Genomic DNA, 23,568 nt, shown 5'->3' with positions numbered 1-23,568 from the left:
ATGCCGGCTGGTCTCAGCGCGGCTCGCTCATCAGCCCCTTGATGATGGCGTAGCAGCCCACCAGCAGGACCAGGGTGAAGGGCAGGCCGGTGGAGATCACCGCCGCCTGCAGTGCCGCCAGGCCGCCGCCGATCAGCAGGCCGATGGCGATGGCGCCCTCGATGATGGCCCAGAAGATGCGCTGGGGCTTGGGTGCGTCCACCTTGCCGCCGGCGGTGATGGAGTCGATCACCAGCGACCCGGAGTCCGAGGAGGTGATGAAGAACACGATTACCAGCACGATGGCGATGAAGGAGGTGATCTCGGTCAGCGGCAGGCCGGCCAGCATCACGAAGAGCGCATCCGCCTCGCCCTCGAAGGTGCCGGCCAGCAGCTGGCTGATGCCGGCGCTGCCGAAGGAGGTCATCCACAGCACCGAGACCAGCGACGGCACCAGCAGCACGGCGATCAGGAACTCGCGCACGGTGCGCCCGCGGGAGACCCGGGCGATGAACATGCCGACGAAGGGCGACCAGGAGATCCACCAGGCCCAGTAGAAGGCGGTCCAGCCCTGGCTGAAGTTGGCGTCCTCGCGGCCGAAGGGGTTGGAGAGCGCCGGCAGGTAGCTGAGGTAGTGGCCCAGGTTCTGGAAGAAGCCGGTGGCGATCATCAGCGTCGGGCCCACCAGGATCACGAAGGCCAGCAGCAGGAAGGCCAGGCCCATGTTGAGCTGGGAGAGGCGCTGCACGCCCTTGTCCACGCCCAGGGTGATGGAGCCGATGGCCACGATGGTGATGACCACGATCAGCAGCACCATGGTGACGTTGGTGTCGGGGATGCCGAACAGGTCGTTCAAGCCGTTGGTGGCCTGCTGGGCGCCGAGGCCCAGGGAGGTGGCCAGGCCGAACAGGGTGGCGAACACCGCCAGGATGTCGATCACATGTCCCGGCCAGCCCCACACGCGCTCCCCCAGGATCGGGTAGAAGATCGAGCGCATGGTGAGCGGCAGGCCCTTGTTGAAGGAGAAGATCGCCAGCGACAGCGCCACCACCGCATAGATGCCCCAGGGGTGCAGGCCCCAGTGGAAGATGGAGGCGGCCATGCCCAGCGCCAGGGCGCCGGCCTCGTCGCCTTCCGCGCCGCCCAGCGGCGACCAGTCGGTGCGCGCGCCGTTCTCGGTGCTGATGCCGCCGAGCGCCGCCTGGAAGTGGTCCATGGGCTCGGAGACGCCGAAGTACATCAGGCCGATGCCCATGCCGGCGGCGAACAGCATCGCGAACCAGCCCGCGTAGCTGAAATCCGGCTTGGCATCCTGACCGCCGATGCGCACCTTCCCCAGGGGCGTGAAGATCAGCACGACCGACAGCAGCACGAAGATGTTGGCGGCCAGCAGGAAGAACCAGGCCATGTTGCCGGTCAGGAAGTTGAAGGTGGCGCTGAAGAGCGGTGCCACTTGCTCTTGCAGGGCCAGGGTGATGATCACGAAGAACATCACCACGATGGCCGACACGGCGAATACCTTGCCGTGCAGGTCCACGTCGATCCCCATGGGCGAGGCGGAAATGTTGTCCTGGCCGATCACGTAGTCGGTATCGATCAGGTTGGCTGGCCCCTCCGGGGCCGGAATGCCCTCGGAAGCCTGCGGCTTCTCGTTGGCGTTCTCGTCATTGGCCATAGTGGCTGTCTCCCTTGCGTAGCGTCTTGGGGGTTATCCGGGCGAGTCTCAGGCCTTGGACGGGCGCACCAGAAACACCGAGACATCGGTGTGGGTGGCCACCTTGCCGCCGTGGGACGGCATGATCACGTCGATATGCTTCGGCGGGTGGGTGGGCATCACTACCAGGTCGGCCCCCACCTCCTTGATCGCCTCGATCAGGTCGTCGTCGAGGTCGGCGACGGGGTCGGGGCTGACGATGACGTGGGTGGAGACAGGCTGCCCATGCACCTGGTGACGTTCCTGGGCGAAGGCCTCCAGCTTGCGGCGGAACTCCTCCGGCGTGCGGGCGACGCTGCCCGGCGCATTGGAGGTCACGCCCACGTAGCACACCTCGGCATCGTAGTGCCTGGCCAGGTCGGCCACGGTCTCGAGAGTCGGCTCGATCACCCCGATATGGGCGAGGTCGATCGGCACCATGATCTTGCTGTACATCACGGCATCTCCTTGTCGGCTGCGATGGTCCTGCCGTCTGGCATTTCCCTCAGGGGCCTTCAAAGCCTAGTCCTCGGCTCCGTGGAGGGCGATTCAACGCCCGGCGGGCGTCACGGGGAGGCGACTATACCTTCGTATAGCGTTGATTCCGAACCGGCCCGCCTCGATCCGGTGGGTAATCCGGGGCGCATGTGTCAGATCTGACCACCTGGTGCGCGGGTATCGGAATGCGGCGAGGTGTCGCTAGTTTAATCTTAAGCGTCTGATTAAAAGACTTTTTATGGATGGTTGGTCAGGGATGGCATGGCAGATGCTCCTCTCTGGGTGAAGCCAATGGAACCAGGAGAAGTCAATGCCTCAGCAAGCACCGTCCCGCCAGGTGGAGTCTCGACAGGACCATGCCTCCCGTTCGCCCCGAGGGCGTCGCCTGAAGGCGCTGGCGGCCATCGCCGCCCTGTCGCTCGGCAGCCTGGCACTGGCCGGCTGTGGCAACGGTGATGATGAGCTGCCCCCCATGGAGCCGGCGGACCCGCCCATGGAGGAACCGGCCCAGCCGCCGATGGAGGATGAACCTGGCATGGGCGATGAGCCTGCGATGGGCGACGAGCCCGGCATGGACCAGGCCCCCGCCCAGAGCGACGACCCCATGGATCCCATGGAGAGCCAGGAACCGATGATGGACGAGATGGACGACGAGGAAGCGGGCAGCTACTGACCGCAAGTTCGTCCCGATACGACGAAGGATGATCCGAAAGGAAAGGAGCGAAGCATGATGTCACAGGAGCTGTTGAAGAAACTGGGCGTTCTCGGTGTCTCTGTCGGCCTGCTGGCCAGCCCGCTGGCCTTCGCCGATATGCATGACCCGGCGGCAGGCGATCCGGCGGCAGGCGATCCTGCGGCCGGCGACCCGGCGGCCACCCAGCCCGCGGATCCGGCCACTCAGCCTGCCGATCCGGGTGCCCAGCCGGCCGACCCCGGGGTCGACTCCATGAGCGACCCCATCAATGACCCGGCGGCCGATCCGGCGTCCGGCGATCCCATGGCGCCGGCGGAGCCGGGCGGCGCGACTGACGAACCCGGCTTCGGCAGCGGCACCGAGCCCATGCCCAACGGCGAGCCGGGTGCGGCCCAGCCCGGCGGCGAAGATGACGAGTGGGAGATGCCGCAGGAGTAAGACCCGTCATGGTGGTGTTCCCCGGTGCGGCCGGCCGATGCTCCCTCCCATCCCCTCGGCATCGGAAGCCGGACCGCGCCCTTCAACCCCTGCCAGGTGCAGGGGTTTTTTCTGCCTGTCGCGTGCTTTCTGTCTGCTTCCCGGTCGCGTTCAGCCGTCGTCGAGGCGGCGATAGAGGGTGCGCCGGGCGATGCCCAGGATGTCGGCGGTGCGGCGCTTGTTGCCGCCGGTGGCGTCCAGTACCTTGCGGATATAGCGCTTCTCGACCTCCTCGAGACTTGGCCAGGCCTGGTGCGGCGCGCTGGGGGCCAGGCTGCCGGCCACGACCTCGCCGCTCTCGCGGCGGGATGCCTGGGCCTGCTCGCGCAGGCGCTCGGGCAGGTCGGCGTGGCGAATCTCGCCCGAATCGGCCAGGGTCACCGCGCGCATGATGGCGTTCTCCAGTTCGCGCACATTGCCCGGGTAGCCATAGGCGAGCAGCGCCTGCAGGGCGGCGGGCTCGATGCCCTCGATGCGCTTCTGCTGGGCGTCGGCGTGCTTGTCGATCAGCGCCGTGATCAGCCGCTCCAGATCCCCCTCCCGCTCGCGCAGCGGCGGAATACGCAGCGAGAAGGTCTCCAGGCGATAGAAGAGGTCGCTGCGGAAGTTGCCCGTCTCGATGGCCTGCTCCAGGTCGCGGTGGGTGGCGGCGATGATGCGCACATCCACCGGCTCCTCCCGCTCGCCGCCCACCGGTCGCACGGTCTTCTCCTGCAGGGCGCGCAGCAGCTTGGCCTGCAGCTCCGGCGACATCTCGCCGATCTCGTCGAGGAACAGGCTGCCGCCCCGGGCCGACTGGAACAGCCCCTGGCGATGGTCGCTGGCGCCGGTGAAGGCGCCCTTCACATGGCCGAAGAACTCGCTCTCCATCAGCTCGCCGGGGATGCTGGCGCAGTTGATCGCCACGAAGGGGCCCTCGGCGCGCGGGCTCTCGGCGTGGATCGCCCGGGCCAGCAGCTCCTTGCCGGTGCCGCTCTCACCGAGCACCAGGATCGGCGCATCGCTCTTCGCCAGCCGGGCGGCGTCGTGGAACAGTGCCTGCATCGGCTCGCTCTCGCCGACGATGCCGTGGAAGTGGCCGGGCGGCGCGTCGCGCTGGAAGCGCTCGGCCAGGCGGCGATGCTCCAGCACCCGGAACACCGCCTCGCGGACGTTCTCCAGGTCCAGCGGCTTGGTCAGGAAGTCATCGGCGCCGAGCTTGAGCGCCTCCACCGCCTGGTCGATGGTGCCGAAGGCGGTGATGACGATGAAGCCCAGCGCGCTGTTCTCAGCGCGCAGCTGTTCCAGCAGGGCCAGGCCGCTCATGCCGGGCAGGCGCACGTCGCTGATCACCAGGGCCACCGGGGTGTGGCTGAGGGTGGCGAGGGCCTCCTCGGCGCTGGCGGCGCCCAGGGTGGCGTGGCCAGCCTCCTGGAGCTCCTCCTCGAGCAGCTCCAGGATGGCGGGATCGTCCTCGACGATCAGGATCGGGCAGGGGGGCACGGCGTCCTTGGGGGTCACGATTGGCGTCCTCGCGTTGCCGGGTGGGTGGGGGTAACGGCCTCGTTCTCTACCGTTTCCAGAAGGTCCTCCAGCGGCAGGGTGATGGCGAACCCGGCACCGCCGAGCTCGCTGTCGAACACCCCGATGGTACCGCCATGGTCGTTGACGATGCGGTGGACCATGGAGAGGCCGAGGCCGCTCCCCTGGCCCACCGGCTTGGTGGTGAAGAAGGGGTCGAAGACCTGGGACTTGTCGGCCTCGCGGATGCCGCTGCCGTCATCCTCGAGCCTCAGGTGCAGCTGATCGCCACGGGACTCGGCGCTCAGCCTGACGCGGCGGGTGCCCTCGGCCTGGGCGGCATTGCGCAGCAGGTTGGTGAGCACCTGGGTCAGCTGCTGGCCGTTGGCCAGCAGACGCGGGGGCGTGGGGGGGAGCTCGATGTCCAGGCGGATGCCGCCCTGCTCCAGCTCCTCCTCCACCAGCTGGCGGGCCCCCTCCACCAGGGCGTCCAGGCGGACCCACTCCTTCTCGACGTTGTGGCGCCGCCCCAGCTCCATCAGCTGGCGCACGATCTCGACGATGCGCGCCACCTCGCCGCGGATGCGCCCGAGCCGGGCGCGTTCATCCTCGCCGATCACCTCGCGGCGGGCCAGGCGCTGGGCCTGGCCGTTGATCACGGTGAGCGGCGCGCCTATCTCGTGGGCCACGCCGGCGGCCAGCACGCCGAGCTCGGCCAGCTTGCGGGACTTGCGCAGGCGCTTCTCGAGGGCGATCTCGTTGAGGCGGCGCGCCTCGATGTCGGCGTCCTTCTCGGCCATGGCGTCGAGCATGCCGTTGAGGGCCACCGCCAGGCGGCGGTACTCCTCCGGCCCGCGGGGCGCGGCGCGCTGCTCGCGGTTGCCCCCCTCGACCCGGGCCATCACCTCCAGCAGGCGGTTGATGGGGCGCTCGATATGGCGCCGGAAGCCCCACCAGATGCCCAGCACGATGCCGGTGGAGCCGATCAGGAAGGCCAGGCCGGCCACCAGGGTCAGGAAGCCAGTGTAGTTCTCGATGCCGGTATTGAGCCGGTTGACCTGCAGCACGCCGCGTAGCTCGCCGTCCGGGGTGGTCAGCGGCATCAGCGCCGAGTAGTAGGTCCAGCCATCGTGCTGGCGGTAGTCGCCGGTGGGCTCGCCGGCCTCCACCACCTCGCGGATCTCCGCGGGTTCGAAGAGCGACTCGCCGAGCCCCAGGCCGTAGATCTCCTGGCCTTCGCGATCGAACACGTAGGCCCCATAGATGCGGTGGAAGGAGAAGGCCGCATGCAGCGACTCCTCCAGGGATTCCGGCGAGTCGCGGGCCATGGCGTAGCCCAGGGAGGTGCCGATGGCGTGGGTGATGATCTGGACCTCGGTCTGCAGCTTGGAGCGGACGTTGTCCTCCAGCGAGTGGATCGCCACCAGGCTGAAGACCACCAGGATCAGGAACAGCGGCACGATGACGGTGAGGATGATCAGGTTGCGCAGTCGCATGCTGGGTCCCGTGGCTGGCGCAGGCGGCCCCGCCAGGGGCGGGGCCGGTGAAGGGCAGAGGCGGGCGGCAGGCCCGGTGCGATGTCAGTCCGCCGGCACCAGCCGGTAGAGGCTGCCGCGGGCGTCGTCGTCGAGCAGGTAGAGGGCGCCGTCGCGGCCCTGGCGCACGTCGCGGATGCGGCCGATCTCGCCGTCGAGGATCACCTCGCTCTCGGCCACGCCATCGCCCTCCAGCACCAGGCGCTTGAGCAGCTCGCTGCGCAGGCCGCCGGCCAGCAGGTTGCCCTGCCATTCGGGAAAGTACTCGCTCGTGACTTCAGCGAGCCCCGAGGGGGCTTGGGTGCCGTCGAAGACGTGCACCGGATCGCGCATCCCGGGCAGGGAGTCCGCACCGATGGGCTGCCGGGTGGAGTAGTCCACGCCCAGGCTCACCTCGGGCCAGCCGTAGTTCTCGCCGCCCTCGATCAGGTTGAGCTCGTCGCCACCCCGGGGGCCGTGCTCGGTGGCCCAGACGCGGCCGTCGGCGGTGACCGTCATGCCCTGGATATTGCGGTTGCCGATGCTGAAGAGCGCCTCCAGGGCGTCGCCGTCATCCCGGAAGGGGTTGTCGTCCGGCACGCCGCCGGTCTCGGTGAGGCGCAGCACGCTGCCGGCATGGTCGCCCTTGTCCTGGGCCCGCGGCGGATGGCTGCCGCGGTCGCCGATGCTCATCAGCAGGGTGCCGTCGGTCCGCCAGGCCAGGCGCGAGCCGTAGTGGCGGCCGGGGCCGGAGAAGCGGTCCTGGACGAAGAGTTCCTCGACATCGGTCAGGGCGTCGTCGCCCAGGCGCGCCCGGGAGAGGGTGGTGGCGGTGCCGTCGCTGCCGGCCTGGCTCCAGGTGAAGTAGATCCAGTCGTGCTCGCCGTCGCCGGTGCCGTAGTCGGGATGCAGCACCACGTCGAGCAGCCCGCCCTGGCCGCGGGCGTTGACCTCGGGAACACCTTCCAGGTGGGAGATCTCGCCCGACTCGCTGACGTGGGCCAGGCGGCCGGGGCGTTCGCTGACCAGGAAGCTGCCGTCGGGCAGCTGGGCCACGGCCCAGGGGTGTTCGAATCCGGTGGCCACGCGCTCCAGGCGCAGGTCGTGGTGCTCGGTCTCGATCCGCTCGACGATGGTCTCGGCGGCCAGCGCCTGGCCGCCGACGGCCAGCCCCCCCAGCAGCAGGGCGGCAGGCAGTCTGCGAAGTGGTGCAGGCATCGTGTTCTCCCCTCGTTGGCTCGTTCATCGAATGGTGACGCGTCTACCAGCATAGGGACTTTTCGGCGGCGGGCACGTTCCCTGTCGCCATATGGCGACGCTTGCCTGTTCGATAGCGCTACATCAGCCAGGCCAGCAGCAGGGGCAGATAGAAGAGTGCCAGCAGGGTCGAACAGAACACCAGGCTGGCCACGTAGGCGGGTTCGCGGCCGGCCTTCTGGGCGAACAGGTAGTTGAAGACCGCCACCGGCATGCTCATCTGCAGCACCAGGATGCTCTGGGCCAGCGGGGGGAGCCCCAGCAGGGCGCCGATGCCCCAGGCCAGCCCGGCCGCCACCGGGATGCGCACCAGGCTGAAGCCGACCCCGGACTTGAGGCTCCTGACCTGGATGCTGGCCAGGGAGACCCCCAGGGTGATCAGCATCAGCGGCACGGTGAAGCCGGAGATCAGGTCGACGCTGTTGTCGAGCCAGCGCGGCAGCGAGGTGTCGGTGAGCAGCAGCGCCAGCGAGATCACGATGGCATAGACGGTGGGGGTCCGCGCCAGGGTCTTCAGCGCATTGCCCTGGCTCGCCATGATCGAGCCCACGGTGAACTGGAACAGCGACACCGTGACCATCACCGTGATGCCGAAGGCGAAGCCGGCGCTGCCGAAGGCGTAGAGCACCACCGGCAGCCCCATGTTGCCGGTGTTGGGGTACATCATGGGGGCAAGCACCACCCGCCAGTCTCGCCTGAGCAGCCGCGCCATCAGCGGGGTCGCGGCGGCCATGGCGATCATCACCAGGGCGGTGGCCAGCATGGTGCGCCCGACGCTGCCGGCGTCGATCTCGGCATTGGCAAGCGAAGCGATGATCAGCGCCGGGGTGCCGATATTGAAGACCAGGCGGGTGACGAACTCCACCGGGTAGGGCTGGCCCAGGCGAATCCAGGTGAAGCCCAGGCCGGCGCCGGCCAGCACCGGGGCCATCACGGCGAAGAGTTCGGCGATCATCGAGAGGTCCTCGTGGGGCGGGGCGCGCCATTGTCCTGAATCGCCCGGTGGGCTGGCAAGCGTCGGCGCCTCTCTCGAGGGCTCAGGCCGCCCGGGCGGGGGCCTGCCAGGCGCTGGGCACCGCCTGGCGCAGGCAGTCGAGCAGGGCGGCCACCCGGCGTGGCTGATGGCCGAAGGGGTAGAGCAGGGTGATCGGCAGCGGGGCGGGCTGCCACGCCGGCAGGCAGGCCACGAGCCGGCCCGGGTGGTGATGCGCGTGGCGCTCGACCATCCAGTGGGGCAGCAGGCCGATGCCCTGTCCACGGCTGATGGCGTCCATGTGCAACACCGGCAGGTCGACCCTCAGCCGCGAGACGGGCGGTAGGAAGTGAAAGGGTGCCTGATCGGGGTGGTGCAGGGTCAGGCCCTCACGGCTGGTGCCCAGCAGGTCGATCCAGGCATGGCCGGCCAGCTCGCTGGGATGCTCGGGTGCGCCGTGGCGGGCCAGGTAGTCCGGGTGGGCATGCAGGCCGCGGGTCAGCGCGCCCAGCGGCTCCTGACGCAGCCCCGATTCCGGCACTTCGCCCAGCCAGATGTGCACGCCCTGGCTCTCCGGGCCGGTGCAGGGCGCATCGCCCGTCTGCAGGGTCAGTACGATGCCGGGATGGCGGGCGAGAAAGGCGTCCAGGGTCGGCGCCAGCCAGCAGCGGGCCAGGGCGCAGTGCACCGTCACGCAGAGCTCGCCGCTGACCTCCTGGCGCAGCTCGTCCAGGGCCGTTCGGCTGCGCTCGGCCAGGGCAAGCATCTCGCGGCAGTGGTCATGGAACAGCAGGCCGGCCTCGGTGGGGATCAGCCGATTGGCCTGGCGGCGCAGCAGCGGCTGGCCCAGGCGGGTCTCCAGCTGGCTGACGCGTCGGCTCAGGGTCGACTTGGCGAGCCCCAGCTCACGCGCGCTGCGGGTCAGGCTGCCGGAGGCCATGATGGAGGCGAAGGCGATCAGTTCATCGAAGTCGTGCATGGCAGCAACCGTGGCAGGTGTCCTTGACCAGCGCAGTATGCCAGCCAATTATGCGAATGAAAATCATTGGCAAATAAAGTGGGGCCGGGGCGCGATCACCAGAGGCGCCTCAGAAGTCGTAGCTGGCGGAGAGCCAGAAGCTGCGGCCGTCCAGGGCCACGCCGTCGGTGGCGCGTCCGGTCTGGGTGAAGCGGTAGGCCTGGTAGGTGTCACCCTGCCACTCGTAGCGGTCGGCGCGGCCGAAGTCCTTGTCGAGGAGGTTGTAGACGGTGCCGGTCAGGCGCACGTTTTCCGCCAGCTGCCAGGAGCTGCGCAGATGGAAAAGCTCGTAGCCGTCCAGCGTGTTGCCGACCTGCTCGAGGAGCGCGAGGTTCTGGCCCGAGGTGGGCAGGCCGCCGGAGAAACGCTCCCGGGAGGCGTAATACTCGCCGTCCAGGCTGGTGCTCCAGCGGTCGTTGATCTGCCAGGTGACGCCGGCGGTGAGCTTGTGCCTGGGTGCGTTGGTCAGTTGAAGCCCTTCGTTCTCGCCGGAGGTGATCTTGGTCTCCGTGAAGGTGTAGCCGCCGCTCAGGTGCCAGGAGGGGGTCAGTTCCATCCGGGCGCTGAGCTCGATGCCCTGGGTCTCGGCGCGGTCGATATTGACCAGCTGGCCGAAACCCTCCTGGGCGGTGAAGTTGCCCACGCTCAAGCAGTTGACCAGGCCGGCGTTGGGCGTATTGCCGTCGCTGTCCACGAACTGGCAGTTGGGGATGTCCGCGGCGTCGGCGATGCGGTCGGTGAAGTGGGTATGGAAGGCGGTGGCGCTCGCCGTGAGCCCCTCGCCGCTGTCGTAGCTGGCGCCCAGCTCATAGTTGGTACTCTTCTCCGGCTTGAGGTCCGGCGAGCCGAGGGTCACGGTCTGGCCCTGAGCGGTGAAGCCGGTCACGCCGTCGTGAAGCTGGTTGAGGGTTGGCGTCTTGTAGCCGCGGCTGACGCCGCCCTTGAGGGTCCACTCGTCGCTTGCGCTCCACACCAGATAGCCGCGGGGGCTGAAGTGGCCGCCGAAGGCGTCGTGGTTCTCGTAGCGCCCGCCCATAGTCAGGGCCAGGTCCTCGGCAAGCCACCACTCGTTCTCGGCAAACAGCGCCCAGCTGTCCTGGCGGAAGACCTGGCGGCCCGCGGCCCCATCCTCCAGTCGGGAATCGATGGCCTGGCCGCCCAGGGTCAGCATATGGTCGCCCAGCGGCATCACGAATTTCGTATCGAAGGTGATATCGCGGTTCTCCAGCAGGCGTGGCTCGCCGCCCTCGGCCTCGTAGCCGAAGTCGGGCGCGCTGCCCGCCGGCAGGGTGCGGCCCAGGGTCTCGGTGGTGCTGTGGGTCAGGCTGCTCTCCAGGGTGCCCGCCGGCAGCCGTGCGGTGTGGCCGATCGCCACCTGGTCGCGGTTGAAGCGCAGCTCATCCTCGTAGCCGAAGACTCGCTCCGGGGTGTCCAGGTTGCCCAGCCTGCCGTCCATGTTGTCGTAGACCTGCCGGGAGCGCTCCAGGTCCAGCCACAGCTCGTTCGCCTCGTCCGGGGTGGCGTTGAGCCGGCCGCCGATGGAATAAATTCGCGCCTCCCCGGGGCGAGGGTCGCGGCCTGGGGTGCTGTCGGCAGGGACCTCGATGAGCCGCTCGGAGGCGTCGCGGTCGAACAGGCGACCGCGCAGCTGCAGCCCGAGGCGCTCCTCCACCAGGGGGCCTGCGGCATAGAGGTTGAGCGTCTGGGAGTTCCCCGCGTCGCGGTCCTGCTGGAAGGTGGTGTCCACCGCCACCGAGCCGCTCCACTCGCTGGCTACCCGGCGGGTGATGATATTGATCACCCCGCCCATGGCGTCGGAGCCGTAGAGGGTCGACATGGGCCCGCGGATCACCTCGATGCGCTCGATGGCGGAGAGCGGCGGAATGAAGCTGGTGCCGGTCTCGCCGAAGCCGTTGGGGGTCACGTCGCCCGAGGCGTTCTGGCGCCGGCCGTCGATCAGGATCAGGGTATAGGACGCCGGCATGCCGCGAATGCTGACGTTGAGCCCGCCGGTCTTGCCGGTGCCCGAACGCACGTCGACACCGGGCACGTCGGCAATTGCCTCGCCGATATTGGCGAAGCGCTTGCGCTCAAGCTCCTCCCGGGTGACCACCGAGATGCTGGCCGGCGCATCGCGCAGCGCCTGCTCGAAGCCGGCGGCGGTGACCACGATGTTCTCCAGGCGAGCGCTCTCCTCGGCCTGGGCCTGTGCCTGGGCGGGTAGGGCGGCAGCGGCGGCCAGGGCAATGGCGCTGGCCAGTGCCTTGGAGGGGAAGGGCTGGGCAAGGCGAGGCGGGAGTGAGCGAAGCATGACGTCCTCTTGAATGAGTTTGATTCTCAGTTGCGAGGAGGATTCTAGGCCCGGAAGTTCCCTGTCGAACAGCGACGGTGGTGGAACAGCGCGTTGCCGAGAACGAAACGCACCGTTGGACCAGGCTGCCAGGGCATTGGCCGGCGGCGGGCGCCCTCGGCTATGCTTCGCTGGCTAAGCACAAGGACGCCCCATGACCATCTTCGCCTCATCCACGACCGACTCCTCCGCCAGTGCCTCACCCAACAGCTTCCAGGCGCTGGTGCGCCTGCTGCGCTACGCCCGCGGCTACCGGCGGCGCATCATCGCCGCCACCAGCTGCTCGATCATCAACAAGATCTTCGATATCGCCCCGGAGATCCTGATTGGCGTGGCCATCGACGTGGTGGTCAACCAGGAGCGCAGCTTCGTGGCGCGGCTGGGCTTCACCACGCCCCAGGAGCAGATCTTCGTGCTGGCGATCCTGACCTTCTTCATCTGGGCCGGCGAATCGATCTTCGAATACCTCTACAAGATCCTGTGGCGCAACCTCGCCCAGCGCCTCCAGGCCGACATGCGCCTGGACACCTACGAGCACGCCCAGCGTCTCGACATGGCCTATTTCGAGTCGAAGAGCTCGGGCCAACTGGTGGCGACCATGAACGACGACGTCAACCAGCTCGAACGCTTCCTGGACGGCGGCGCCAACTCGCTGATCCAGGTGGGCGTCACCGTGGTGGCGGTGGGGGCGGTGTTCTTCGTGATCTCGCCGCTGATCGCGCTGCTGGCCTTCACCCCGATTCCGCTGATCATCTGGGGCGCCTTCTTCTTCCAGCGCAAGGCCGGCCCCCTCTACGCCGACGTGCGCGAGAAGGTGGGCGATCTCGCCAGCCGGCTCTCCAACAACCTGGCGGGCATCGCCACCATCAAGAGCTTCACCAGCGAGGCCCGGGAGGCGGCGCGGCTGCGTGAGGTGAGCGAGGCCTACGTGGAGGCTAACCGCCGTGCCATCCGGGTCAGCTCCGCCTTCATCCCGGTGATCCGCATGGCGATCCTCGCCGGCTTCCTGGCCACCTTCACCGTAGGCGGCCTGCTCGCCCTGCGCGGCGATCTCAACGTGGGCGCCTACGGCGTGCTGGTGTTTCTCACCCAGCGCCTGCTCTGGCCGCTGACGGGCCTGGCCGAGGTGATCGACCTCTTCGAGCGCGCCATGGCCAGCACCCGGCGCATCCTTGACCTGCTGGCAGTGCCCATCACCGTGCGCGATAACGCCACCACGCCGCTGGCCGAGCCGCTGCGCGGCGAGGTGAGCTTCGAGGGGGTGAGCTTTCGCTATGCGGCAAGCGAGGTGGGGGTGGAGAACGTCAGCCTCCAGGTACCCGCCGGCAATACCCTGGCCCTGGTAGGCGCCACCGGCTCCGGCAAGTCGACCCTGATCAAGCTGCTGCTGCGCTTCTACGACCCCAGCGCCGGGCGAGTGCTGATCGACGGCCAGCCCATCGACCAGGTGAGCCTTGCCTCATTGCGCGGCGCCGTTGGCCTGGTCAGCCAGGACGTCTACCTCTTCGAGGGCAGCGTTCGCGACAATATCGCCTATGGCAAGCCCGAGGCCGCAGAAGTCGAGATCATCGAGGCGGCCAGGACCGCCGAGGCATGGGAGTTCATCCAGGCGCTGCCCCAGGGGCTCGACACCGCGGTGGGGGAGCGGGGCATTCGCCTCTCCGGCGGTCAGCGCCAGCGGCTGTCGCTGGCCCGGGCGCTGCTCAAGGACCCGCCCATCCTGGTGCTGGACGAGGCCACCAGCGCCGTGGACAACGAGACCGAGGCCGCCATCCAGCGCTCCCTGCGCAAGATCGCCCACGGCCGCACCGTGATCATGATCGCCCACCGCCTCTCTACCATCGTCCACGCCGACGAGATCGTGGTGATCGAGGGCGGCCGGGTGGTGGAGCGCGGCACCCACAAGACGCTGCTCGAGGCCGACGGCCGCTATGCCGCCCAGTGGCGGGTGCAGACCGGGGCGCTGACGGTGGACCTTGCCGAGGGCGACGCCACCCGTGCGTGAGGCGCTGGAGCCCCACCCGGCCGGGGTGATGTGGTTTACCTGGGGTAGACGCTTCGATAAGCCTGATAAAGGACGCGTCGCCTCGGCTGGCCTTCCAGGGCTGGATAAAGGGGCGGCTGAGGTCGTTGTGCCTCCACCTGGCTTCAGGAAGAACGATGCACCGACTGGCTCAGGCATTGCACCTATACTGTGGTCAGGAGGCTGTCGAGCGTGACGCAGATCGGCATGAACCCGCCTCTCTCGCTATGGTCGATCAACGCCCCCCCCCGCCTCTTGGAACAACTGATAGCGAGGTGCGTCATGGTCGTTCGATTGGGCAGAGGAATGCTTGCCGGACTGGTGGCCACCCTGGTCATCTCCCTGTTCATGATCCTGCGCCTGGCGGCAGGGATCATGCCCTGGTACAACATCGTCGAGATCATGAACCTGACGGCCCAGAGCGTGCTGGGCACGCCGAACAGCATTGTCGTGGGGTGGATCATCCATTTCCTGGTCGGCACGCTGATCTGGGGCACGTTGTTCGCACTGTTGGCTCCGTACCTGCCCGGCAGCAGCGAGACGCGCCGAGGGCTGGTGTTTGGCCTGGGTGCCTGGCTGGTGGTCATGCTCACGGTGTTCCCGCTGGCCGGTTCCGGCATGTTCGGCATGGGGTTTGGCTTGATCGCTCCCATCTCCACCCTGCTGGGACATATCGTGTTCGGACTGGTGCTGGGTGCTACCTACGGCTGGCTGCAGCGCCTGTAGGCGAGGCGAGACTCGGCAATCACTGAATACCGGCAGGGTGGACGGAGCGCTTTCGCGCGGAGTCCACTACCGCATCTCCGGCTGTGTGCTGCGTCAGCGGATGCTGCGTATGGCCCAGCGCCATGTGCCGCCGGGACCGATCCCCTAGGAGCCCTGCCCCAGGCGGTGTTCTTGGCGAGGCTCAGCGCCGCACCAGCACCGCATCCAGGCTCACCGGCACCTCGTCGCCGATCTGCTCGTAGCCGAGCAGCAGCAGCACCGAGCGCAGCGTCGGGTCGGCCATCAGCTCGCGGCCGTCCAGCGCCACCCGCTCGGCGTTGGTGACCCGCACGCGCTCAGGCGACTCCCGGGTGAAGCGCACCGCCAGGGGCTCGCTGCGGGTGCTGTTGCCGGTCTGCACCGAGAGCATCAGCACCTCCACCAGAGATTCGCCCACGGGCAGGCGCTCCAGGCGCTCCGGCGGGAAGCGGGTGGTCAGGGTCGCCATGGGGCGCTCAGTGAAGCCCGAGAGCCAGGGCGGCAGCGGCCCCATCCGCTCGATCACGTCGCTCTGGGCCAGCCGCAGCGGCAGCACCAGGGTGCCGTCCGCCTCGGCGGTGCCGCTGAGCCGGCGCACCTCGTGCTGGCGGGGAATGGGCCCCTCCGGGGCGAGCTGCACCACGGTGGCGGCAACCCGCGACTGGGCGGGATCCAGCTCCCAGGCGGCCGCTGCCGGAAGGGCGGCCAGGGGTGCAGCCAGCAGGGCGACCAGGGCAGCGCCCGGGGCGGAGGACCGGAAAAGAGGGCGAGCAAGCGAGTAGGCAAGCGAACGAAGAGGCACCGGCGGATCTCCAGAAGGGGCGGGCCCAAGGAAGACCACGGCGGAGGGAGAAGGTGCCATGGAGGCCGCGAGCGGCGCGCGGGCTATGGCCACCTTCATCGCCATTCGCTATCATACGCCGGCGCTCTGCCGCACCTTCCTCTGAAAGGGCCTATAGCTCAGTTGGTTAGAGCAGGGGACTCATAATCCCTTGGTCGCTGGTTCGAGTCCAGCTGGGCCCACCACTCTTCGTTGCCTTCCGCTATCCTTTGCTACCGAGCAAGCTCACGGCTCCTGCCCGGTCAATATCCGCAACGTGGCATCGCTGGAGATTGCCTGGCCAGCCTCTTTTCCACACGGCTTGCCGATGGGTACGGCTTCGTAGCCTGACACTTCCAGCCTCAGGTATTGGCGAGTTGGGGGACGGCCTTACTCGGAACCCTCGCAGTCCGTTTGACCATCAGTTGAGCCACCGTCCAATTGCGGGTTGTCGGCTCGCCCAAGCCGTTTCGCCACCATCCTTACAGCTCGCCACCGGATGCGATCAGCTGTCGTCATTTAGATACTCAAGTGCCTGAAATTCTGAAAGAGTGTGGATCGTTATCCGCTCCATGAACCGTCTTCCTCCCGAGGCTGTATAAGGGATACAGCGCAACGGCAACCAGTGGCCCCAGGACATGCGATTTGATGCTGCGCTGCGCGGTTTCGATGACCTGCGCTCCGGCCAAGGCGTCGTGTGGATACCGAAGCCGGGGCGTTTGCTTGGTTGCCAAAGAAATCAAACTGGATGATTGGTCGTAATTGACCCTGTTGGGAGGGAAATGCCATGCGAATGCTATCTATCGGACTGTTGACTGGTGTACTGACCCTGGGGCTTGCTGGCTGTGGTACCACCACTGGCGAGCGAGCGCTGAGTGGCGCCGGCTTGGGCGCAGCCGCCGGCGCCGGTACCGCCGCCATGACAGGCGGCAGCGTGACCCGAGGGGCGGTGATCGGTGGCGGCCTGGGCGCTGCCGCCGGGGCGGCCACCACCCGTGATGACATCGACCTGGGCCGCTGGCGTCGCTGATTGACGACGAGAGAGCGCTTTCCCCGGAATCGAAAGCATCATTCCATAATTGCCGGATGCGTCAGCTGCCTCGTTTCTGCTAACGCCACCCCAGGTCCACAGCGATCGGGTCATGGTCCGAGTAGGGGAAGGGATCTGGGCGGAATGGGGCGCTGCGTTGTCCGGCCCATCGTAGCCGAGGTGGGGCGGCTCATCGGCATTGATGGACCACGGCCTCACTTCTGCCACTGCTACGGCCAGTTCTGGGCTTGCCAGGGAATGGTCCAGATAGCCCGATTCACCGCGGAACACATAGCTGTAGCGCCGCTCGGGCGGCAGCTCGCGGGCCGTCAGCGAGTGGGGCGAGGTGTTCGGTGACGCCGTGGTCGCCACCGCCATCCTCGATCGGCTGCTGCATCACAGTCACGTCATCACCATCCGCGGTGACAGTTACCGACTGCGCGCCAAGCGCAAGGCCGGGCTGATCAAGCCCGATTCCATCCACCATGACGAGCAGGTCGTCAGAGAGTAAGGGGGTCAGGTTTCACTGTCGCCAGGGGGGCACTTTCTGGTGTCGCTTGACAGCGCTAACGACGCCGAAGGCCGGGCTCTCCTTTGCCTACGCCGAGGTCACCGATGCCGCGGCCTGGCTTGATCGGCACAGGTAATGGGGTAGGGTGGCGGGAACCGATGAAGAGCGAGGGGGCAGGGGTGATCGCCAGTGCGTGAACTCATGGAGCGCCACCAGTCCTGGATTTATCTGGGCGCGATTCTCGCCGGCCTGGGGGTCGGGCTTGCCTCGCCATCCGTGACCGGGTCGCTGGATCGGCTGCTGTGGCCGCTGCTCGGTCTCCTGCTCTATGCCACCTTCACCCAGGTGCCGTTGACGCGGCTCTCCCTGGCCTTTCGGGACTGGCGGTTTCTGGGTGCGCTGCTCACCGGTAACTTCGTGATCATCCCGCTGATGCTGGGCGCGATGGTGTGGTGGCTACCGCTTGCGCCGGCCGTTCTCGTCGGGGTGTTGCTGGTGCTGCTGGTGCCCTGCACCGACTGGTTCATCAGCTTCACCCACCTCGGCAAGGGAGACACCGGCAGGGCCATTGCCGCGGCGCCGATCCTGCTGCTCGTCCAGATCGTCGCCCTGCCGGCCTACCTCTGGTGGTTCCTGGGCAGCGACTGGCTGCGGATCGCGATCAGCGGCCAGCTGCTTGGCGCCTTCGCCGGGCTGATCCTGCTGCCCCTGGCGCTGGCCTGGCTGACCGAGCGGCTGGCGGCTCGCCGCCCGAATGCCCGGCGCCTGGTCCACGGCCTGGGGTTTCTGCCCGTTCCCTTGCTCGCCAGCGTGGTGTTTCTGATCGCGGCATCCCAGGTGAACCTGGTGGCCGGCCTGACCGGGGTCCTGGCGCAGGTGCTGCTGATCTTCATGGCCTATCTGGCCCTGGCCGCGCTGCTGGGCAGGCTGCTCGGCCGCGGCTTCGGGCTACCTCCGGCGTCGGCCAGGACCCTGACCTTCAGCTTCGGCACCCGCAACTCCTTCGTGGTCCTGCCCATCGCGCTGACGCTGCCCGAGGCCTGGCACGCCGCCGTGGTGGTCATCGTCTTCCAGTCGCTGGTCGAGCTGTTCGGCATGGTGGCCTACATGGCCTGGGTGCCCAGCCGGTTGATTCCCGACCGCGATGGCAGGTGAACCCCTCAGGCCAGGTCGAACAGCAGGAGTTCTGCGTCCTTCACGCCCACCGCCTCGATGCTCTCCCCCGGCTGGAAGGCGGCGGCATCGCCGGCCGAGAGCCGCTGTCCGTTGATCTCTGCCTCGCCACGTGCCACCTGCAGCCAGGCATGGCGCACCGCGGGGATTGGTGCCCGCTCGCCGGCAGCGAACCGCCCGATGTAGAGGTTGACGTCCTGGTTGATGCTCACCGAGCCATCGCGCCCATGCCGAGAGACCACCAGCCGCCACTGGCCCTCGCGCTGCTCGGCGGGGAAGGCCTTCTGCTCGTAGCCGGGGGCGATCCCTCGCGTCATCGGCTCGATCCAGATCTGCAGGAAGTGCAGCTCCCGGTCGGGGGCGTTGTTGAATTCGCTGTGGATCACCCCGGTGCCGGCCGACATGCGCTGCACATCGCCCGGGCGCATGATCGCACCGTTGCCCATGCTGTCCTTGTGGGCCATCTCGCCCTCCAGCACGTAGGAGAGGATCTCCATGTCCCGGTGGGGGTGAGCGCCGAAGCCACTGCCGCCCGTGACCCGGTCCTCGTTGATCACGCGCAGCGTGCGAAAGCCCATGTGGTGCGGGTCGAAGTAGTCGGCAAACGAGAAGGTGTGGCGCGACTTCAGCCAGCCGTGGTCGGCGTAGCCGCGCTCGTCGGCATGACGAATGATCATCGAGTTTTCCTCCAGGGTGGTTTCCTCAGGGGGTGGCCGCCTCCACCTTCGCCTGGTCGCGGGCGAGCTCCTCGCGCTGGCTGCGGCGTCGGTAGTAGAAGGTCAGGAAGGTGGAGGTGATGACGATGAACAGCGAGTACATCACCGGGATCAGCAGCATCTGCTGCTGGGTCTCGCCGGTAAAGGAGAGGGTGATGATCAGCACCGCCAGCGGCCCGTTCTGTATGCCGGTTTCCAGCGACACGGTGCGCGCCTTCTGCGGATTGAGCCGTGCCGCACGGCTGAACCAGTAGCCGATCAGGAAGCCGCACAGGCCGAGGCCCACGGCCGCCAGGTAGACCTCGGCGCCGGTGGTCATCAGCAGCTGCCAGTTGCGCGGCACCCAGGTTGCGATCAGGAAGACGATCACCACCACCCCGAGGATGCCGCCCATCAGCTCGGTGCAGGCGCCCACGTTGGCGTTGCGCCGGCGCAGCCACATGCCGAGCAGGGTGGGCACCAGCAGCACGCCCAGCACCGCCACGATATTGCCCGAGGGGATCTGGAAGGCGGCGTCGATGCCGCTGGTGTAGAAGGCCAGCACCAGCGGCACCATCACCACCGCCAGCAGGGTCGAGCAGACCGTCATCAGGATGGAGAGCCCGAGCAGGCTCTTCGAGAAGTAGGCGAAGATGTTGGAGGTGGTGCCGCCCGGCACGCAGCCCATCAGGATCAGGCTGACCGCCTGGATGGGGGGCAGCTGCAGGGCGCGGCCGATCAGGAAGGCGAGCAGCGGCATGAACAGGTACTGGGAGGCGAAGCCGATGCCGATCGCCTGGGGGTGGCGCATGGCGATGCGGAAGTCCTTGAAGGTCAGCGACGACCCCATGCCCAGCATGATCACGGCCATCATGATGGCCAGCAGGGTCTCCTCGAGTGGGCTCAGCATGATGGGCTCCCGTCAGTGGCGGTGTCCGGATGATCCTTGAGGTACTGAGCGCGCAGCTCCTTGCGCAGCACCTTGCCGATGGGGCTCTTGGGCAGCTCGTCGACGAAGGCGATCTGCTTGGGCACCTTGTAGCGGGCCAGCTGCTGCCGGCAGTGGGCCTTCACCGCCTCGCGGTCGAGCTCGCCGCGGGTGACGATATAGGCGCGCACCGCTTCGCCGGTGTCCGGGTCGGGCACGCCGATCACCCCCACCTCGTGCACGGCGTCCAGCAGGGCGATGCAGTCCTCCACCTCGTTGGGGTAGACGTTGAAGCCGCTGACGAGGATCAGGTCCTTCTTGCGGTCGACGATGCGCAGGTAGCCGTCCTCGTCCATGGCGGCCACATCCCCGGTGTGCAGCCAGCCGTCGCGCAGGGTCTCGGCGGTGGCCTCGGGCTGCTGCCAGTAGCCCTGCATCACCTGGGGGCCGCGGGCGGTGAGTTCTCCAGGCTCCCCTTCGGCCACCGGCGCGCCGGCGTCATCGACCAGGCGGATCTCGGTGCCGGGTACCGGGATGCCGATGCTGCCCGGCTTGCGCACCCCCACCAGGGGGTTGAAGCTGATCACCGGTGAGCTCTCGGTGAGGCCGTAGCCCTCCACCAGCGGGGTGCCGGTGATCCGCTCCCAGCGCTCGGCCACGGCGGCGTGCAGCGCGGTGCCGCCGGCGGCCGCGGCGCGCAGCTTGCGCGGCGGGTAGAGGGTGAACCACTCCTCGTTGAGCAGGGCATTGAAGAGGGTATTTACCCCGCTGATCCAGCTGACGGGGTAGTTCTCGATCGCCCGCTGCAGGTTCTGGATCGGCCGCGGGTTGGGCACCAGGACGTTGTGGGCGCCATGCCGGAAGAAGGCGAGCAGGTTCACCGAGAAGGCGAAGACATGGTAGAGCGGCAGGGCGGTGAGCACGCACTCCTCGCCGTCGCCGATGTGCGAGCCGGCCATCGCCTCGATCTGTGCCACGTTGGCGAGCAGGTTGCCGTGGCTGAGCATGGCCCCCTTGGCGATGCCGGTGGTGCCGCCGGTGTACTGCAGCGCGGCGAGGCTCTCCGGCCCCAGGTCGCGCCAGTAATCCTTTACCGTGACGCCCTGCCCGAGCCGCCTCCCCTCTGCCAGCGCCTGGCCGAGCGGGGTCGCCTTGACCGGGCAGGGCGGAATCACCCGGTTCCAGTATCGGAGCACCGCCTGCACCACCTGGCGCACCACCGGCGGGAAGAACTGGGCGAGGCTCGTCACCACCACGTGACGGATGGTGGTGTGGGGCAGCACCTCGGGCAGCTTGTCGACGAACATGTCGACGATCACCAGCGCCTCGGCGCCGCTGTCGCGGAACTGGTGCATCATCTCCGAGACGGCGTAGAGCGGGTTGGTGTTCACCAGCACGCAGCCGGCCTTGAGGATCCCGAACACCACCACCGGGTAGCTCAGGCAGTTGGGCAGCTGCACCGCGACCCGGCTGCCCGGGGCGAGACCCAGCCCCTCGCGCAGGTAGAGGGCGAAGGCGTCTGAGGCCTCGTCTACCTGGGCGTAGCTGAGCGCGCCGTTCATGCCGTTGGGCATGCAGCTGGTGAAGGCGCGCCGGTCGGCGAAGCGCTCGGCGCTCTCACTGATCAGCGCGGCCAGGTTGGGATGCGCCTGGGGCGGCAGCTCGGCCGATATGCCGTCGCGGTAGTGACGCGTCCAGGGGCGGGGGGCCTGGCGGCGAGGGGTGGCGGCATCCTGCGGTGACTCCATGGGGCTCCTCCCCGAGGGGCGATTGTTATTTTAGTGCCTTCTTGATAGCGGGAAACGGCCGCCACTGCACCCCTTTTCTCGTCGCCTGGCGCACGCTCTTTCCACGCCCTGGGCTCACCGCCCCTCGGGCGAGAGGTCCACCACCACCGGGTCATGGTCCGAGGAGCGGAAGGGGTCGGGGCGGATGAGTCCTGCGGCGCTCTCCGGTCCGTCGTAGCCGAGGAAGGGGGGCTCGTCGGCGTTGATGGGCCAGGGGTGTACCGCCGCCACGGCTGCAGCCAGAGCGGGGCTCGCCAGGGCGTGGTCCAGGTACCCCGACTCGCCGTGGAACACATAGGTGTAGCGTTGCTTCGGCGGCAGCTCCCTGGCGATCAGGTCGACCAGGCCGGTATCGGTCAGTGTGCGGATCGGCTCCTCGGCGCCGTAGGCGTTGAGGTCGCCGACCAGCAGCAGCCGCTCGCTCCCCTCGGCGGCGAGGCGCTCGAGGAAGGCGCTCATAGCCCGGGCCTGGGCCACCCGGCGCTCGTTCCAGCACCCCTGGCCGCGGTCGATATCGCCCCGGGCGGGGCAGCCGCTCTTGGCCTTGAAGTGGGCGGTCACCACCCCGAAGGCCTCACCGCCCTCCCGGGAGCGGAAGAAGGCCGCCAGCGGGGGGCGATGGTGCACCGGGTCGTTGTCGGCATGCAGCTCGCCGATCGCATCCACCCGGTCCGGTCGGTAGAGCAGGGCGAGCTTGATGGCATCGGAGCCGCGGTCGGCGCTGCCGCCCACCGCCCGGTAGGTCACGCCGGTGCGAAGGCTCAGCTGCTCGACCAGGTCGGCCAGCGCCCCGGGGTCGTTCTCCACCTCCATCAGCGCCAGGATATCGGCCTTCACCCCCGCCACCGCGGCGGCGAGCTTGGCCCGCTGGCGCTCCAGCTCCTCGGCGTTGGCCGCACCGCGCTGGCCCAGGGTGGTGAAGTAGTTCTCGACGTTGAAGGCCGCGACCCGCAGCCGCTCACCCGGCTCGTCCAGCGGCGACGGACGCGGGTTGGCATCCAAGAAGCGTGGCGTCTCGGTGGGGTGCAGGCGCCAGGCGTCGAAGGCGTGGGTCAGCACCCCGGTCATCCCCGCGACCCGGCTGCCGACGCGGCGGGTGCCGTCGTCGTTCAGGTAGGGAATGGGGCTCGGGAAGGCGCGGTAGCTGCCGTCGTCGAGCATCAGCACGGCGCGCTCCTGCGTATCGTCCGGGGCGTTGGTGGGGCGAAAGAGGCGCTCGTTGGCGAGCCTCAGGGAGCCATAGCGCCCAAGCTCGTAGTTGCCGGTGACGGTGAGGGGCTCGGGGAAGGAGACCAGCCGCCCCTCCAGCGTTTCCAGCTCTGATTCCTCGAGGGGCCAGGCCAGCGCCTCGGGCTCCGGCAGTCGGTCTCGGGCGCAGATCTCGACGCGCTCGACCCGCTGCAGCTGCACCCGGCCGCGGTACTCGCCGGTGCGGGCGTGGAGCTGCACGTGCTTGCCCGGCACGAGGCGCTCGGCGTCGCGCTCGGTGGCACCGGGCATGTAGACGAAGAGCCCCACCGGGCCCTGCTCGGTGGCCTGCTGGAGATAGAAGCCGTTGAGGCGGTCGCGGCCCAGGAAGGCGCCGGTCACCACGCCCTCGGCCACCACCGCCTGGCCTTCGGGCAGGGCCGGCGCAGCGCCTGTTCCCTTGATGGCAGCGAGGTCGGCGGTGGAGGGTTCGGGGCAGCTGGCTGGGGCCTGCGCGGCTACCAGCAGCAGGGCCAGCAGCAGATGGCGCCCGATACGCCGGGTGCCCAGCAGGCGGGGGGCGCCGTCGGAGGCGGCACTCAGCCGTGCAAACAGGGCGAGGTTTTGCGTGGGTGTCATGGGGATAATGTCGCTGCCCTGAAGATTGCCAAGTCCAAGATAGTGTCATGACGATGAGCCGTGACTCTAGCGAGGTT

Annotated in this window: 19 protein-coding genes, 1 tRNA gene and 1 pseudogene; 8 read left to right on the top strand and 13 right to left on the bottom strand. The window is 68.3% G+C overall.

Annotation, left to right across the window (positions count from 1 at the left end):
* Positions 1 to 13: 13 nt before the first annotated feature.
* Complete coding sequence (locus D1793_RS14980; protein WP_119022867.1) at positions 14 to 1,654, bottom strand: BCCT family transporter; 1,641 nt, start codon at positions 1,652 to 1,654, stop codon at positions 14 to 16.
* A 48-nt stretch (positions 1,655 to 1,702) separates the two neighbouring features.
* The gene (locus D1793_RS14975) at positions 1,703 to 2,128 is read right to left on the bottom strand and encodes a universal stress protein (protein ID WP_119022866.1); all 426 of its coding nucleotides are present in this window, start codon (positions 2,126 to 2,128) and stop codon (positions 1,703 to 1,705) included.
* 352 nt (positions 2,129 to 2,480) lie between these two features.
* On the opposite strand from D1793_RS14975, the gene D1793_RS14970 reads away from it, so the two are divergent.
* Both D1793_RS14970 and D1793_RS19505 read left to right on the top strand, forming a co-directional pair.
* Complete coding sequence (locus D1793_RS14970) at positions 2,481 to 2,843, top strand: hypothetical protein (protein WP_119022865.1); 363 nt, start codon at positions 2,481 to 2,483, stop codon at positions 2,841 to 2,843.
* Between the two features lie 54 nt (positions 2,844 to 2,897).
* Positions 2,898 to 3,302, top strand: coding sequence for a hypothetical protein (locus D1793_RS19505; protein WP_162899983.1), 405 nt, complete (start codon positions 2,898 to 2,900; stop codon positions 3,300 to 3,302).
* A 150-nt stretch (positions 3,303 to 3,452) separates the two neighbouring features.
* Here D1793_RS19505 and D1793_RS14955 read toward each other — a convergent pair whose 3' ends face one another.
* The 6 genes from D1793_RS14955 to D1793_RS14930 all read right to left on the bottom strand — a co-directional run bounded on the left by D1793_RS14955 (position 3,453) and on the right by D1793_RS14930 (position 11,914).
* On the bottom strand, positions 3,453 to 4,841 hold the full coding sequence (locus tag D1793_RS14955) for a sigma-54 dependent transcriptional regulator (protein ID WP_119022863.1): 1,389 nt from the start codon (positions 4,839 to 4,841) through the stop codon (positions 3,453 to 3,455).
* Positions 4,838 to 6,337 (bottom strand): ATP-binding protein, encoded by a 1,500-nt coding sequence (locus tag D1793_RS14950; protein WP_119022862.1) that lies wholly within the window; start codon positions 6,335 to 6,337, stop codon positions 4,838 to 4,840. The genes D1793_RS14955 and D1793_RS14950 overlap by 4 nt, the downstream gene beginning before the upstream one ends.
* Before the next feature lie 84 nt (positions 6,338 to 6,421).
* On the bottom strand, positions 6,422 to 7,573 hold the full coding sequence (locus D1793_RS14945; RefSeq protein WP_119022861.1) for a PQQ-dependent sugar dehydrogenase: 1,152 nt from the start codon (positions 7,571 to 7,573) through the stop codon (positions 6,422 to 6,424).
* A 118-nt stretch (positions 7,574 to 7,691) separates the two neighbouring features.
* Entirely contained in the window at positions 7,692 to 8,567 is an 876-nt protein-coding gene (locus D1793_RS14940) for an AEC family transporter (RefSeq protein WP_119022859.1), read from the bottom strand.
* Between the two features lie 82 nt (positions 8,568 to 8,649).
* A complete protein-coding gene (locus D1793_RS14935) occupies positions 8,650 to 9,564 on the bottom strand; it encodes a LysR family transcriptional regulator (RefSeq protein ID WP_119022857.1) in 915 nt (304 codons plus the stop codon).
* A gap of 109 nt (positions 9,565 to 9,673) precedes the next feature.
* Positions 9,674 to 11,914, bottom strand: a complete 2,241-nt coding sequence (locus tag D1793_RS14930) for a TonB-dependent receptor (RefSeq protein WP_119022856.1) — start codon at positions 11,912 to 11,914, stop codon at positions 9,674 to 9,676.
* 193 nt (positions 11,915 to 12,107) lie between these two features.
* On the opposite strand from D1793_RS14930, the gene D1793_RS14925 reads away from it, so the two are divergent.
* Together D1793_RS14925 and D1793_RS14920 are read left to right on the top strand one after the other, a co-directional pair.
* Positions 12,108 to 13,958, top strand: a complete 1,851-nt coding sequence (locus tag D1793_RS14925) for an ABC transporter ATP-binding protein (protein WP_119022855.1) — start codon at positions 12,108 to 12,110, stop codon at positions 13,956 to 13,958.
* A 210-nt stretch (positions 13,959 to 14,168) separates the two neighbouring features.
* A complete protein-coding gene (locus D1793_RS14920; RefSeq protein WP_162899982.1) occupies positions 14,169 to 14,702 on the top strand; it encodes a DUF1440 domain-containing protein in 534 nt (177 codons plus the stop codon).
* Between the two features lie 181 nt (positions 14,703 to 14,883).
* Here the strand turns inward: D1793_RS14920 and D1793_RS14915 are convergent, their stop codons facing one another.
* Positions 14,884 to 15,522 (bottom strand): hypothetical protein, encoded by a 639-nt coding sequence (locus D1793_RS14915; RefSeq protein ID WP_240407684.1) that lies wholly within the window; start codon positions 15,520 to 15,522, stop codon positions 14,884 to 14,886.
* 147 nt (positions 15,523 to 15,669) lie between these two features.
* On the opposite strand from D1793_RS14915, the gene D1793_RS14910 reads away from it, so the two are divergent.
* The 4 genes and pseudogenes from D1793_RS14910 to D1793_RS14890 all read left to right on the top strand — a co-directional run bounded on the left by D1793_RS14910 (position 15,670) and on the right by D1793_RS14890 (position 18,236).
* A tRNA-Ile gene (locus D1793_RS14910) sits at positions 15,670 to 15,746 on the top strand.
* A gap of 581 nt (positions 15,747 to 16,327) precedes the next feature.
* The gene (locus tag D1793_RS14905; RefSeq protein ID WP_119022853.1) at positions 16,328 to 16,570 is read left to right on the top strand and encodes a hypothetical protein; all 243 of its coding nucleotides are present in this window, start codon (positions 16,328 to 16,330) and stop codon (positions 16,568 to 16,570) included.
* 334 nt (positions 16,571 to 16,904) lie between these two features.
* Positions 16,905 to 17,081 (top strand): annotated as a pseudogene (locus D1793_RS14895) (ATP-binding protein); the annotation flags it as partial.
* A 189-nt stretch (positions 17,082 to 17,270) separates the two neighbouring features.
* Positions 17,271 to 18,236: an arsenic resistance protein gene (locus D1793_RS14890; protein ID WP_119022852.1), complete on the top strand. Its 966-nt coding sequence runs from the start codon at positions 17,271 to 17,273 to the stop codon at positions 18,234 to 18,236.
* 5 nt (positions 18,237 to 18,241) lie between these two features.
* On the opposite strand, the gene D1793_RS14885 is transcribed toward D1793_RS14890, so the two are convergent.
* The 4 genes from D1793_RS14885 to D1793_RS14870 form a co-directional block, all read right to left on the bottom strand.
* Positions 18,242 to 18,931 carry a pirin family protein gene (locus D1793_RS14885; RefSeq protein WP_119022851.1) on the bottom strand — a complete coding sequence of 230 codons (690 nt, stop codon included), beginning with the start codon at positions 18,929 to 18,931 and terminating at the stop codon, positions 18,242 to 18,244.
* Between the two features lie 25 nt (positions 18,932 to 18,956).
* A complete protein-coding gene (locus D1793_RS14880) occupies positions 18,957 to 19,859 on the bottom strand; it encodes a bile acid:sodium symporter (RefSeq protein WP_119022850.1) in 903 nt (300 codons plus the stop codon).
* Entirely contained in the window at positions 19,853 to 21,625 is a 1,773-nt protein-coding gene (locus D1793_RS14875) for an AMP-binding protein (protein ID WP_119022849.1), read from the bottom strand. The genes D1793_RS14880 and D1793_RS14875 overlap by 7 nt, the downstream gene beginning before the upstream one ends.
* A gap of 114 nt (positions 21,626 to 21,739) precedes the next feature.
* A complete protein-coding gene (locus D1793_RS14870) occupies positions 21,740 to 23,491 on the bottom strand; it encodes an ExeM/NucH family extracellular endonuclease (protein WP_119022848.1) in 1,752 nt (583 codons plus the stop codon).
* Between the last annotated feature and the right edge of the window lie 77 nt (positions 23,492 to 23,568).

The sequence above is a fragment of the Halomonas sp. JS92-SW72 genome, from assembly GCF_003547075.1.
Lineage (GTDB): Bacteria > Pseudomonadota > Gammaproteobacteria > Pseudomonadales > Halomonadaceae > Halomonas > Halomonas alkalicola.
Note: the sequence above shows the minus strand (reverse complement) of the source record. Positions and strands in the feature narration are given on the sequence as shown.

Bases quoted from the DNA above. Each gene is read 5' to 3' on its own strand.
- D1793_RS14980 (WP_119022867.1), bottom strand. From the start codon at position 1,654: ATGGCCAATGACGAGAACGCCAACGAGAAGCCGCAGGCTTCCGAGGGC.
- D1793_RS14975 (WP_119022866.1), bottom strand. From the start codon at position 2,128: ATGTACAGCAAGATCATGGTGCCGATCGACCTCGCCCATATCGGGGTG.
- D1793_RS14970 (WP_119022865.1), top strand. From the start codon at position 2,481: ATGCCTCAGCAAGCACCGTCCCGCCAGGTGGAGTCTCGACAGGACCAT.
- D1793_RS19505 (WP_162899983.1), top strand. From the start codon at position 2,898: ATGATGTCACAGGAGCTGTTGAAGAAACTGGGCGTTCTCGGTGTCTCT.
- D1793_RS14950 (WP_119022862.1), bottom strand. From the start codon at position 6,337: ATGCGACTGCGCAACCTGATCATCCTCACCGTCATCGTGCCGCTGTTC.
- D1793_RS14945 (WP_119022861.1), bottom strand. From the start codon at position 7,573: ATGCCTGCACCACTTCGCAGACTGCCTGCCGCCCTGCTGCTGGGGGGG.
- D1793_RS14940 (WP_119022859.1), bottom strand. From the start codon at position 8,567: ATGATCGCCGAACTCTTCGCCGTGATGGCCCCGGTGCTGGCCGGCGCC.
- D1793_RS14935 (WP_119022857.1), bottom strand. From the start codon at position 9,564: ATGCACGACTTCGATGAACTGATCGCCTTCGCCTCCATCATGGCCTCC.
- D1793_RS14930 (WP_119022856.1), bottom strand. From the start codon at position 11,914: ATGCTTCGCTCACTCCCGCCTCGCCTTGCCCAGCCCTTCCCCTCCAAG.
- D1793_RS14925 (WP_119022855.1), top strand. From the start codon at position 12,108: ATGACCATCTTCGCCTCATCCACGACCGACTCCTCCGCCAGTGCCTCA.
- D1793_RS14905 (WP_119022853.1), top strand. From the start codon at position 16,328: ATGCGAATGCTATCTATCGGACTGTTGACTGGTGTACTGACCCTGGGG.
- D1793_RS14885 (WP_119022851.1), bottom strand. From the start codon at position 18,931: ATGATCATTCGTCATGCCGACGAGCGCGGCTACGCCGACCACGGCTGG.
- D1793_RS14880 (WP_119022850.1), bottom strand. From the start codon at position 19,859: ATGCTGAGCCCACTCGAGGAGACCCTGCTGGCCATCATGATGGCCGTG.
- D1793_RS14875 (WP_119022849.1), bottom strand. From the start codon at position 21,625: ATGGAGTCACCGCAGGATGCCGCCACCCCTCGCCGCCAGGCCCCCCGC.
- D1793_RS14870 (WP_119022848.1), bottom strand. From the start codon at position 23,491: ATGACACCCACGCAAAACCTCGCCCTGTTTGCACGGCTGAGTGCCGCC.